This is a genomic window from Sphingomonas sp. ABOLE (genome assembly GCF_003950455.1).
Classification (GTDB): domain Bacteria; phylum Pseudomonadota; class Alphaproteobacteria; order Sphingomonadales; family Sphingomonadaceae; genus Sphingomonas; species Sphingomonas trueperi.
Genome location: NZ_QQWY01000045.1, coordinates 24,493 through 36,233, shown reverse-complemented (window position 1 = coordinate 36,233; position 11,741 = coordinate 24,493). Strand labels below are relative to the sequence as shown.

Annotated in this window: 14 protein-coding genes; 7 read left to right on the top strand and 7 right to left on the bottom strand. The window is 67.4% G+C overall.

What is annotated here, in order from left to right; translation table 11 throughout:
• Nucleotides 1–217 precede the first annotated feature (217 nt).
• From ileS to CA234_RS20615, 3 genes are read left to right on the top strand one after another with little or no spacing between them, the layout of a single operon-like run.
• A complete protein-coding gene (gene ileS, locus CA234_RS20625) occupies nt 218–3,124 on the top strand; it encodes an isoleucine--tRNA ligase (protein WP_126002640.1) in 2,907 nt (968 codons plus the stop codon).
• Nucleotides 3,124–3,645 carry a signal peptidase II gene (gene lspA / locus CA234_RS20620; protein WP_125976892.1) on the top strand — a complete coding sequence of 174 codons (522 nt, stop codon included), beginning with the start codon at nt 3,124–3,126 and terminating at the stop codon, nt 3,643–3,645. Before ileS ends, lspA begins: the two co-directional genes overlap by 1 nt.
• Complete coding sequence (locus CA234_RS20615) at nt 3,638–4,051, top strand: DUF3035 domain-containing protein (protein WP_125976891.1); 414 nt, start codon at nt 3,638–3,640, stop codon at nt 4,049–4,051. The genes lspA and CA234_RS20615 overlap by 8 nt, the downstream gene beginning before the upstream one ends.
• A gap of 110 nt (nt 4,052–4,161) precedes the next feature.
• Here the strand turns inward: CA234_RS20615 and CA234_RS20610 are convergent, their stop codons facing one another.
• The 4 genes from CA234_RS20610 to CA234_RS20595 all read right to left on the bottom strand — a co-directional run bounded on the left by CA234_RS20610 (nt 4,162) and on the right by CA234_RS20595 (nt 6,555).
• A complete protein-coding gene (locus CA234_RS20610) occupies nt 4,162–4,941 on the bottom strand; it encodes a TorF family putative porin (protein ID WP_125976890.1) in 780 nt (259 codons plus the stop codon).
• A gap of 232 nt (nt 4,942–5,173) precedes the next feature.
• Nucleotides 5,174–5,638, bottom strand: coding sequence for a RidA family protein (locus CA234_RS20605; protein ID WP_126002639.1), 465 nt, complete (start codon nt 5,636–5,638; stop codon nt 5,174–5,176).
• A 42-nt stretch (nt 5,639–5,680) separates the two neighbouring features.
• Nucleotides 5,681–6,292 (bottom strand): HAD family hydrolase, encoded by a 612-nt coding sequence (locus tag CA234_RS20600; protein ID WP_125976888.1) that lies wholly within the window; start codon nt 6,290–6,292, stop codon nt 5,681–5,683.
• Nucleotides 6,289–6,555 carry a DUF3572 family protein gene (locus tag CA234_RS20595; RefSeq protein WP_125976887.1) on the bottom strand — a complete coding sequence of 89 codons (267 nt, stop codon included), beginning with the start codon at nt 6,553–6,555 and terminating at the stop codon, nt 6,289–6,291. The genes CA234_RS20600 and CA234_RS20595 overlap by 4 nt, the downstream gene beginning before the upstream one ends.
• Nucleotides 6,556–6,588: 33 nt before the next feature.
• Between CA234_RS20595 and CA234_RS20590 the strand changes: the two genes are divergently transcribed.
• Complete coding sequence (locus tag CA234_RS20590) at nt 6,589–6,966, top strand: response regulator (protein ID WP_125976886.1); 378 nt, start codon at nt 6,589–6,591, stop codon at nt 6,964–6,966.
• Nucleotides 6,967–7,054: 88 nt separating this feature from the next.
• Here CA234_RS20590 and rpmG read toward each other — a convergent pair whose 3' ends face one another.
• Entirely contained in the window at nt 7,055–7,222 is a 168-nt protein-coding gene (gene rpmG / locus CA234_RS20585; protein ID WP_010125625.1) for a 50S ribosomal protein L33, read from the bottom strand.
• Nucleotides 7,223–7,474: 252 nt separating this feature from the next.
• Between rpmG and CA234_RS20580 the strand changes: the two genes are divergently transcribed.
• Nucleotides 7,475–7,969 (top strand): DNA starvation/stationary phase protection protein, encoded by a 495-nt coding sequence (locus CA234_RS20580; protein ID WP_125976885.1) that lies wholly within the window; start codon nt 7,475–7,477, stop codon nt 7,967–7,969.
• A 50-nt stretch (nt 7,970–8,019) separates the two neighbouring features.
• Here the strand turns inward: CA234_RS20580 and CA234_RS20575 are convergent, their stop codons facing one another.
• Nucleotides 8,020–8,331 carry a hypothetical protein gene (locus CA234_RS20575; protein WP_126002638.1) on the bottom strand — a complete coding sequence of 104 codons (312 nt, stop codon included), beginning with the start codon at nt 8,329–8,331 and terminating at the stop codon, nt 8,020–8,022.
• Nucleotides 8,332–8,411: 80 nt separating this feature from the next.
• A complete protein-coding gene (locus CA234_RS20570) occupies nt 8,412–9,248 on the bottom strand; it encodes a metallophosphoesterase (protein ID WP_125976883.1) in 837 nt (278 codons plus the stop codon).
• Nucleotides 9,249–9,343: 95 nt separating this feature from the next.
• Between CA234_RS20570 and CA234_RS20565 the strand changes: the two genes are divergently transcribed.
• On the top strand, nt 9,344–10,069 hold the full coding sequence (locus tag CA234_RS20565; RefSeq protein WP_125976882.1) for an aspartate/glutamate racemase family protein: 726 nt from the start codon (nt 9,344–9,346) through the stop codon (nt 10,067–10,069).
• 33 nt (nt 10,070–10,102) lie between these two features.
• Nucleotides 10,103–11,680: a cisplatin damage response ATP-dependent DNA ligase gene (locus CA234_RS20560; protein WP_125976881.1), complete on the top strand. Its 1,578-nt coding sequence runs from the start codon at nt 10,103–10,105 to the stop codon at nt 11,678–11,680.
• Nucleotides 11,681–11,741 lie beyond the last annotated feature (61 nt).

Sequence of the window (11,741 nt, the reverse complement as noted above, 5' to 3'; positions counted from 1 at the left end):
CCTCCTGGGAGGAGGGGTTGGGGGGTGGAGGGATGCCAGAACGTGCGTTGGTCTCTGTGAGACACAGCCCCACCCCAACCCCGCATAAGGTGAACAGCTCCCCGCGCTGTTCAGGCGCTGCCGGGGGCAGCGCCGACCTGATGCGCCTGAAGGGGAGGGGCTTAGAAGAAGAGCAGGGATGACTTCCCCCGCCACACCGGCTAATCCCGCGCGACCCATGACTGACGCAACCGACACCCAGCGCGACTGGCGCGACACCGTCTTCCTGCCGAAGACCGATTTTCCGATGAAGGCCGGGCTTGCCGCCAAGGAACCCGCCATCCTCGAGCGCTGGGCGCGCATTAAGCTCTACAGCAAGCTGCGCGAGGCCCGCGCCGGCCGCGAGCGCTTCCTGCTGCACGACGGCCCGCCTTATGCGAATGGCGACATTCACATGGGCCATGCGCTCAACAAGATCCTGAAGGACATCGTCGTCCGCAGCCAGAGCCTGATGGGCAAGGACGCGCCCTATGTCCCCGGCTGGGACTGCCACGGCCTGCCGATCGAGTGGAAGGTCGAGGAAGCGTACCGCGCCAGGAAGCTCAACAAGGACGAAGTCGACCCCGTCGCCTTCCGCGCCGAATGCCGCGCCTATGCCGAAAAATGGGTGGCGGTGCAGCGCGGTCAGTTCGAGCGGCTCGGCATTCTGGGCGACTGGGACGATCCCTATCTGACCATGAAGTTCGACGCCGAGGCGCGGATCGCGGCCGAACTGCTCAAGTTCGCCGAGAGCGGCCAGCTCTATCGCGGCGCCAAGCCGGTGATGTGGTCGCCCGTGGAGAAGACCGCGCTGGCCGAGGCCGAGGTCGAATATGAGGACATCACCTCGACGCAGATCGACGTGGCGTTCGAGATTACGCACGCGCCCAACGCCCCCGAGCTGGTCGGCGCGCATGCGGTGATCTGGACGACCACGCCGTGGACGATCCCGGTGAACCAGGCGTTGGCCTATGGCGAGGGGATCGCTTACTCTCGCGTACCTGCGAGCGATGGACGCACCTACCTCGTTGCTTTTGATCTCGTTGATGCATTCCTCAAGCGGACCGGTTTGAGTCTCCGTGACGAGGCTTCGCTGCCCGCCGATGATGCGGGCTTGATGTTCGCTAACGTGCTGAAGGGCTCCCAGCTCGCCGGCGCCGTCGCCCTTCACCCGATGCACGCGCTCGGCGGGTTCTTCGCCAGGCCGCGGCCGTTCCTGCCCGGCGACTTCGTCACCACCGATGCGGGTACCGGCCTCGTCCATATGGCGCCGGATCATGGCGAGGACGACTTCCTGCTGTGCAAGGCGCACGGCATCGATCCGGTGTTCGCGGTCGACGGCGCGGGCATGTACCGCGCCGACTGGCTGTGGCTCGGCGGTCAGGGATCGGTGATCAACAAGAAGTTCGTCAGCGCCGAAGGCCCGATCTGCTCGGACCTGCGCGCGGCCGGCGCGCTGCTCGCCGCCTCGGATGACTTCCAGCATAGCTATCCGCACAGCTGGCGGAGCAAGGCGAAGATCATCTTCCGCGCGACGCCGCAGTGGTTCATTCCGATGGATAGACCCTCTCCCCTCCCGCTTGCGGGAGGGGCCGGGGGTGGGCCCTCGCTCTCCACCAGCGAAGCGCTCGCGGATGCCGGGGGCCCACCCCCCAGCCCCCTCCCGCACGCGGGAGGGGGAGCGGAAAGCAACGCCCCCACGCTCCGCGAAATCGCGCTCGATTCGATCGAGCGGACCCGCTGGGTGCCCGAGCGCTCGATCAACCGCATCCGCGCGATGGTCGAGGGCCGCCCGGACTGGGTGATCAGCCGCCAGCGCGCCTGGGGCGTGCCGATCGCGCTCTACGTCAACCGCGCGACCGGCGACTATCTGCGCGATCCCGCGGTCAACGCCCGCATCCTCGACGCCTTCCGCGCCGGCGGGGCCGATGCCTGGTTCCAGGCCGACCACCAGGCGCTGCTCGGCCCCGACTACCGGGCCGAGGACTATGAGGTCGTCACCGACATTCTCGACGTGTGGTTCGACAGCGGCTCGACCCACAGCTTCGTGATCGAGGCGCGCTACGGCGAGGGCGTGCGCGCCAATCTGTATCTCGAAGGGTCGGACCAGCATCGCGGCTGGTTCCAGTCGTCGCTGCTCGAATCGTCGGGCACGCGCGGTCGGGCGCCCTATGACGCGGTGCTCACCCACGGCTTCGCGCTCGACGGCCAGGGCAAGAAAATGTCCAAGTCGCTCGGCAACGTCGTCGATCCGCTGAAGATCATCGGCGAGAGCGGCGCGGACATCCTGCGCCTCTGGGTCGCGCAGACCGATTATTTCGACGATGTCCGCATCGGCAAGGAAGTGCTGGCCGGCACCGGCGACGCCTATCGCAAGATCCGCAACACCTTCCGCTATCTGCTCGGCGCGCTCGACGGGTTCGGCGAGGCCGAGAAGGTCGCGGTGGCCGACATGCCCGAGCTGGAGCGCTATGTGCTCCACAAGCTGGCGGCGCTCGATGCGGAGCTGCGCTCGGCGGCGGAGGCGTTCGAGTTCAATCGCTATGCGCGCGCGCTGGGCGACTTCATGAACGAGGACCTCTCGGCCTTCTTCTTCGATATCCGCAAGGACTGCCTCTATTGCGACGCGGAGCGCGATCCCAAGCGCCGTGCCTATCGCACCGTGCTGGACGTGCTGTTCCATGCGCTGGTCCGCTACGCCGCGCCGATCCTCGCCTTCACTGCCGAGGAAGTGTGGCAGAGCCGGTTCCCGAGCGAGGACGGATCGGTCCACGAGCTGGAATGGCCGGTGCTGCCGGAAGGCGCCACGGTCGAGCATGACTGGACCGCGATCCGCGCGCTGCGCCAGACCGTCACCGAGGCGATCGAGCCCTATCGCCGCGAGAAGAAGGTCCGGTCCAGCCTCGAGGCCGAGGTGACCGTGCCGACGCTGCCGATGCCGGCGGAGGAACTCACCGAGCTGTTCATCGTGGCGAAGGTGGACCAGGCGGCCGATGTCACGGTCACGCCCACCGATCGCCACAAATGCGGCCGGTGCTGGCGCCATCTTCCCGAAGTGACGCAGGATGGGGCATTGTGCGACCGTTGCGCAGAGGTGGTGTCGTGATGAAGCAGGTTCGCGTCTATGGCTTCGCCGCGGCGCTGGCTGTGTTCGTGCTCGACCAGCTGACCAAGTATATCGTCACCGGCCCGCTGGGGTTGGTGGTGCAGAATGATTCGATGACGATCACGTCGTTCTTCGACCTGCGCTTCGTCAAGAATATCGGCGTGTCGCTGGGCCTGCTCTCGGCCAACAGCCCGACGATGCGCTGGCTGCTGGTGCTGATGACCGCGTGCATCGCGGTCGGCGTCTGCGTGTGGATGCTGCGCGAGAAGAAGGCGGGCGATGTCGTCGCGCTCGGCCTGGTGCTGGGCGGGGCGTGCGGCAACATCCTCGATCGCAGCCGCCTCGGCTATGTCGTCGATTTCGCTGATCTGCATTTCGGCGAGTGGCGCCCCTTTTTGGTCTTCAACGTGGCCGATGCCGCGATTACCATCGGCGTGGTGATCCTGCTGCTCCGTGCCCTGCTCGTTCGCGACAAGAACCCCAAGTCGCCTGCCCCTGTGGAGAAGAAATTCAATGCGTAAGTTGATCCTCGTCGCGACCGGCGTCGCCCTGGTGGCCTCGCTCTCGGCATGCGGCAAGAAGGGGTATGACCGGGCGCGTCCGGACGAGTTCGCGGTGGCCCGCCAGGCGCCGCTGGTGATCCCGCCCGACTTCTCGCTGCGTCCGCCGCAGCCGGGTGCGGCCCGCCCGCAGGATACCAACCCGTCTGATCAGGCGCTCGAGGCGCTGTTTGGCGGCACCGCGGCGCGCAGCCCGGCCGAGACCGCGACGCTCGACCAGGCAGGAGCCGCCAGCGCCGATGCCGGCGTGCGCAGCAACGCCGGCAGCCCGTCGACCACCGTCGTCGACAAGGGGACCACGACCCAGGACATCCTCAAGTCGCCCCAGGGCGACAACAAGGACGCGAGCGTCAAGACGCCGCAGTAAGCGCGCGCCTCACGTCACACAAAGAGCGCCGGTCCCCACAATGCGGGCCGGCGCTTTTTTGTACATGCGGGGGAAGATGCAATCGGGAGCGGCCCCGCAAGCCCTTGCGGTCAGAAGCTGACGCCCACCGAACCCAGGATGCTGCCCTTGGCGGCATCGTGCCCGCTCGGGGTGATCAGCGTGGCGTCGGTATCGACATAGGACACGCCGAAGGTGAGCGCCTTGTAGGTATAGGCGGCGCCGAGGCTCCAATCGGTATATTCCTTGCCGATCGCCAGCCAGTCGGGCCCGAAGGTGTGGCCGATATGCGCGGTGAGGCTGATCGGCGTCTTCGGGACCGCGGCGGAGATGTCGCCGGCAATATAGACATTGTCCTGCTTCGGCGTCGCAGGATTGGCACCCTGGTCGAGCTCGAGCGCCTTCTGCTTCGGCGCGTAGTTGACCGTGCCCTTTGCGGTCACCGGCCCCAGCGCATAGGATAGCGAGGCATAGGGCTCGATGAAGTCCGACGACGTATGGTCGCCGCCGGGGCGGGTGCCCGGATAGACATAATAGAGCGCACCGACGTCGAGTGTGACGCCATTCTTGAAGCCGTGCTTGTAGCCGGCGATCAGGTCGATCTCCTGGTGCGCGGTGCCGTGCGCGGTGACGTAATTGTCGACCGAGGAACCCCAGAAGCTGACGTAGAAGCCCGAGGCATGGCTGACGGTTGCGCCGCCCTGCACCGCGAAATTGCCGTCGGTCTGCGAGACGCCGCGAAACTTGTAGTCGCTGATCAGCGTCGCACTGCCGTTGATGGTGATGCTGGGCGGCGGGGCGGTCTCTTGCGCCATCGCGGGCGCGGTCGTGGCGAGCAGCAGCGCGCCGAGGCTGATCGAGGAGAAGCGCATGGAATCCCTTTCATTGGAAACAAAGGGTTCCTCACCTGCTGCAGTCGGCATCGCATGCGGCTGGGCTCTACGTCCCGGGCGACTTCCGAATTGCAACAAAAGATTGCCAGAGCCGGGCAGCGGCACACAATAGCTGCCCGTTTTCCGCGTGAAGATTGTAACGTAGTGTTGCTGGCGCGCCACAGGCACGCCGCTTCCTCAGCCTGGAACGGGCCGAAGAAGCGGCGGAGGTTCAGGCGAGTTCGATGATCGCGTCGACTTCGACGGCGGCACCCAGCGGCAGGGCGGCAACGGCAACCGCGCTGCGGGCATGGCGGCCGGCTTCGCCGAACAGCGCCTGCATTAGCTCCGATGCGCCGTTGGCGACCTTGGGCTGGTCGGTGAAGTCGGCGGTCGAGTTGACGAACACGCCCAGCTTCACCACCCGCTTGACCCGCGAGAGGTCGCCGTCGAGCGCCTTCTTGATCTGCGCGACCAGCATCAGGCCGCAGCGCTGCGCCGCCTCGGTGCCGAAGGCGACGTCGCGGTCCTCGCCGAGGCGGCCGGTCATCAGCGCGCCGTCCTTGAACGGCAACTGGCCCGAGACATGGAGCAGCCCGCCGGCTTCGACAACCGGAACATAGGCGGCGACAGGAGCGGCGGCCTCGGGAAGGGCGAGGCCGAGCTCGGCGAGCTTGCGATCGATCACAGTGGTCATGGCGCGACCCAACCACCGGGCGCGGGCAGGGTCAAGGGGCGCTCAGGCGTGGGCGAAGCGCTCCAGGATCCAGGCCTGTGCGTCGCGCCAGTCGTCGATCCGGGCATGGGCGTGCGGGGCAGGGGGCACCTTGGGCGCGAGGCTCGGCTCGGCGACCATGTGCAGGCGGAACACGTCGGGCGCATGCTTGGCGACCGATTCGTGATGGGTGGCGAGATCGTCGACGAACACCGCGACCGATGCGCCATGCTCCGCCACCAGCCGCGCCACGGGGTTGCCCTTGCCGCCCTGGTTGCATTCCACCCGATGGACGATGCCGTGATTCGCCAGCTGGGTGATGCGGTGATCGCGGCAATGGTCCTGCAGGTTGGTCAGCACGACGATGTCGGCCACCTCGGCGATGCGGGCCAGCGCCTCGCGGGCGTGCGGCACCAGCGTCTGGCGCGCCATCTCGCCGGGGAAGAAGCCGTCGAGCAGCGCCCACATCTCCGGGCCTTGCAGCGTGCTGCCGTCGCCGCGCCGCCGCATCGCGCCTTCGAACGCGCTGCCGTTGAGCGCGAAGTCGATGTCATGGGTGTCGCCCAGCCATTCGCCGAAATGCCGCACCATGTGCAGCAGGACTTCGTCGCAATCGGTGATCAGCAGCGGTTTCATGCGGATTCCAGCTGACGGCGGGCATCGACCAGCGCCGCGGGGGAAAGGTCGAGCGCGTCGGCGCAGGCGATCAGGTCGGGCTCGTAGGATTCGAGGAAGCCGAGCGCGGCGGCGAGCAGCGCGGGATCGCCGGCGCGGGCGCGCAGCGTGTCCGGATCGAGTCCGGTCAGGTCGAGCAGCCGGGCGGCTCGGCCGGAATCACTTAGAATCCAGACGAGTGCCTGCAGCGCCGCCGTTTCGGGATTTGTCACGTCGCCCGCCATCGCCTAAACCGCCCCGCAGAGTTGAGGTAGCGCGTGCCAAAAAGAGTACTCGTTGTCGAGGACAACGAATTGAACCTGAAGCTGTTCTGCGACCTGTTGCGCGCGCACGGCTATGAAGCCGAGCCGGTCCGCGACGGGCGCGAGGCCGTGTCCAGCGCGCGGCGGTTCAAGCCGCACCTGGTGATCATGGACGTGCAACTGCCGCACGTCACCGGCTTCGAGCTGATCGGCCAGATGCAGGCCGATCCCGTGCTCGGCCGAATCCCGATCATGGCGGTGACCGCCTATTCGAGCCACGAGGACGAGGAGCGGATTCGCGCGGCGGGCGCGCGCTCCTATGTCGCCAAGCCGATCTCGCTCGCGCGATTCGTCGATCAGGTCGAAAAGCTGATGGCCGAAATCGACGAATAGACGATCGATGCAGCGAAAACGCCGGACCCGCGAGGATCCGGCGCGATGCGATCAAACAGCGCGGGCGCGGCCAGCGCGCCCGGCGGCGTTACTTGATCTTCGCTTCCTTGAAATCGACATGCTTGCGCACGACCGGGTCGTACTTGCGGAAGCTGAGCTTCTCGGTCTGGGTGCGCGGATTCTTCTTGGTGACATAGAAGAAGCCCGTATCCGCCGTGCTGACGAGCTTGATCTTTACGGTGGTCGGCTTTGCCATGACCCGGAACCCTTGATTCGTGCGAAAAGAAAAGAGCGGCGCGCCATGGGCACACCGCTGACAGGGGGGAGCGGATGCGCGAATCGCCCGGGAAAGTCAAGTGTGTTGGCGCCGAAGCGCCCGCACGCCGCATCGGCTCTATCGATCAGCCTGATCGGGTTAATCCCAGGGTATGGCTGTTTCCCTCACGGAACCGGACCCTATATCCCGATCGTTAGGGCAACGAATCGACCGCACTCCAGGAGGACAATCATGGCAGAAAATCCCGCACTCGCGACGCCGACCGACCTCAACCGCAACGACACCAAGAGCGTTGCCGATGCCCTGAACAGCGCGCTGGCAGACTGCTTCACGCTGTATCTCAAGACCAAGAACTTCCACTGGCACGTCTCGGGCCCGCATTTCCGCGACTATCACCTGCTGCTCGACGACCAGGCCGCGCAGATCCTGGGCGTGACCGATGCGATCGCCGAGCGCGTCCGCAAGACCGGCAACACCACGCTGCGCTCGATCGGCGACATCGCGCGCCGCCAGACCATCTCGGATAATGATGCCGAGTTCGTCGCGCCGGGTGACATGCTCGCCGAACTGCGCGACGACAATCTCAAGCTGGTGGAGAGCTTCCGCGCGGTGAAGGAAGCGGCCGAAGAGGCCAAGGACAATGCCACCAGCGGCATCGTCGACGAATGGACCGACCAGGCCGAAGAGCGCGCCTGGTTCCTGTTCGAGGCCAGCCGCAAGGGCTGAGCCGGAGATAGGCCGGCGCGCGCTGCGGGCGTGCGCCGGCCTTTTGCCGCTTACTTGATCGCGGCGAGGTCGGTTTCGACCTTCTTGAGCATCTCGTCGGTCAGCGCGCCGTTCGAGAAGGGCTGCACCGCCTTCAGGCTCATCGCCTTGAACTGGTCGAGCGCCGGGTGGGACGACAGGCCAGGAATGTCGGTGTCGAGCACCGCCTTGGCCCTTTCGTCCGCGAGCAGCGTCTCGATCGGCGTATCGAGCCCGAACTTGGTTGCGGCTGCCGGGACGGCGGCGGGCGTGGGGGTCTGCTGCGCCATGGCGGGGGGGCTCAGCATGGCAGCGGCGATCGCGCCTGCGACAAGAAACTTCATCGGAAAAAGCCCTCCCTGGACGGGCGCAACGCGCGCCCGAGCGGGAAGCTAGGGGCGAAATAAGGCAGCTTTGCGAATCCTCAGCGCGCCTTGCCCTCGAAGGTCAGCAGCCAGAAATCGGGCACCGCGCCGATCCGCAGCGGCAGGCCGCTGGTGCCGATTCCTGCGGTGACCAGCACGTCGCGGCCGGGTTCGCGAATCAGCCCGCAGACATAGCGCAGGCCATAGTTGGACGAGGCGGTGATCGGCCCGATCAGCGGCGGCACGATCTGGCCGCAATGGGTATGTCCCGCCAGCACCAACGGATAGCGGGCAGGGAGCGTAGGCGCGATGTCGGGCGTGTGGCTCAGCACCACGGTGGGGCCGGGCAGCGCCCGCGCGGCGCGATCGAGGCGGTTCTCCCGGTATTTGCCATGGTAGAGATCGTCCGCCCCGGCGATCGTCAGCGCCCCCCGGCGCACCGCGTCGTTGCGCAGCACGGTGATGCCCTGTTTCTTCAGCCAGGGCGGGAGGTCGGTCTTGTCGAATCGCCCATAATCATGGTTGCCGAGCACCGCGATCACGCCATAGCGTGCGCGCAGTGCGGCGAGCGGGGCGGTCGCCTCCTCCGCGTCATAGACCCGCGTCGTCACGCGGCGATACTGCTCGATGTCGCCGGCGATCAGCACCAGGTCCGGCCGCAGCGCGTTGACTTGGCCGACGATGCGCGCCAGCCGCGACGGCGGCGTCTCGGGGCCGGCCACGTGCAGGTCGCTGATCAGCACTACCCGCATCGGCGCGGCGCCCTTGGGCCAGTCGCGCACGTGGATGGTCAGCCGGCGCACGACGGGATCGCGCATCGCCGTCCAGAGGCCGAAGCCAAGCATGCCGACGAGCAGCAGGACCAGCGCGAGCAGGCAGAGGAGGAAACGCTTCATGCCCCGGCCCTAGAGTATGGCGGGCGCTTTTCGTACCCCGCTCGGCCGCGATTCGGCGGTGGATGTCGGCGGCCGGTCGTGGCACGCATGCGGGCATGCGGATGATCGGACTGATCGGCGGGATGAGCTGGGAAAGCTCGGCGGAATATTACCGCATCCTCAACCAGGGCGTGCGCGATCGGCTGGGGCGGACCGCTTCGGCACGCTGCCTGCTCTGGTCGTTCGACTTTTCCGAGATCGAGGCGCTGCAGCATCGCGGCGACTGGGATGCGCTGGGCGACCGGCTGGTGGAAGCGGCGCGGCGGCTGGAGGCGAGCGGTGCCGAGGGACTGCTGATCTGCACCAACACGATGCACCGGCTGGCGGCGCAGGTGGAGGCCGCGGTCGAGATCCCGCTGCTGCACATCGCCGATCCCACTGCCGCGCGCGTCAAGGCGGCCAGCTTCGGTACGGTCGGGCTGCTCGGCACCGCCTTCACCATGGAACAGCCCTTCTACAAGGATCGGCTGGCAGCGCGGCACGGGTTACGCGTGCTCGTCCCCGACGCGGCGGATCGCGCCACCGTGCACCGGGTGATCTACGAGGAACTGGTTGCCGGCAGGATCGTCCCCGAATCGCGCGCCGCCTATCGCGCGATCATCGAGCGGCTGGCGGCGGCGGGAGCCGAGGCGGTGATCCTCGGTTGCACCGAGATCATGCTGCTGATCGGCGCGGAGGACAGCCCGGTGCCGGTGTTCGACACGACCGCGCTCCATGCCGCCGCGGCAGTCGACTGGGTGCTGGCGTCGCCGAACGATCGAGCGGTGGCGACCAAGGGCTAGCGCCATCCGCCGCGCGCACCCATCTAGCCGCGCATGCGCGCTTTTGCCGACCTGCTCGACCGGCTGATCTACACCCGCTCGCGTAATGCCAAGCTCCGCCTGATCGGCGACTATCTGCGCGTGACGCCCGATCCCGATCGCGGCTGGGCGATGGCGGCACTGACCGGCGCGCTCGATCTCCCGGCGGTGAAGCCGGCGCTGCTCCGCGCGATGATTGAGTCGCGGGTCGATCCGGTGCTGTACGGCATGAGCCGCGACTTCGTCGGCGATTCGGCGGAGACGATCGCGCTGCTCTGGCCCGAGCCCGCCGTGCCGCCGCCCGAGAGCGCGCCGCTCACCCTTTCGCAGATAGTGTCGACGCTCGGCGCGCTCTCCCGCTCCGACGCGCCTGCGGTGCTCGCGGCGATGCTCGACCGGCTCGAGGCCGACGAGCGCTATGCGCTGCTCAAGCTGGCGACCGGCGCGCTGCGCGTCGGGATCTCGGCGCGGCTGGCCAAGACCGCGCTCGCCCAGGCCTTCGGGCTCGACGTCGACGCGGTGGAGGAGGTGTGGCACGGGCTGCACCCGCCCTATGCCGTGCTCTTCGACTGGGCGGAGGGTCGCGCCGAGCAGCCGCGCGTCGAGGATGTGCCGGTATTCCGCCCGTTCATGCTCGCCCACCCGCTGGAAGAGACGCAGGTCAGCCTCGCCGACTATGCCGCGGAATGGAAATGGGACGGCATCCGCGTGCAGCTCGTCCATGCCGGCGGTGAGACCCGGCTCTATAGCCGCGCGGGCGACGACATCACCCGCAGCTTCCCCGAAGTGGCGGCGGCGTTCGCGACGCCGGGCGTGCTCGACGGCGAGCTGTTGGTGCGCGGCGAGGTGCAGGGCGGCGAGGCGGGCAGCTTCAACGCGCTCCAGCAGCGGCTGGGGCGCAAGGTCGTCTCCGCCAAGACGCTGGCGGCGTTCCCGGCGTTCGTGCGGCTGTACGACATCCTGTTCGACGGGACCGAGGACGTCCGCGAGCAGCCTTGGCACGCACGCCGCGCCCGGCTGGAGGGGTTCGTGCTCGGCCTCGATGCCGAACGCTTCGACATCTCCGCCGTCATTGATGCCGTCGAGTTCGCCGCGCTCGAGGAAATCCGCGCCGGTGCGCGCGATGCGGCGATCGAAGGGGTGATGCTCAAGCGCCGCGATTCGCCCTATGTCGCTGGCCGCCGGGTGGGGCTGTGGTACAAATGGAAGCGCGATCCGCTCACCGCGGATTGCGTGCTGATGTACGCGCAGCGTGGCTCGGGCAAGCGCAGCAGCTTCTATTCGGACTTCACCTTCGGCGCCTGGACCGAAACCGGCGAGCTGCTCCCCGTGGGCAAAGCCTATTTCGGCTTCACCGACGAGGAGCTCAAATGGCTCGATCGGCATGTGCGCACGCATACGGTGAACCGCTTCGGCCCGGTTCGCGAGACCGACAAGTCGCTGGTGCTCGAAGTCGCGTTCGATTCGATCCACGAATCGAAGCGACACAAATCGGGGCTGGCGATGCGCTTCCCGCGAATCGCCCGTATCCGCACCGACAAGCCCGTCGCCGAGGCAGACACCATTGCGGGTCTCCGCCGCATGGTGACCTGAGGGGACAAATTTCTTGGGGGCCGCCCGGGGGAGGCTGGCGGGCCCCTGTACCGCTTCGTAC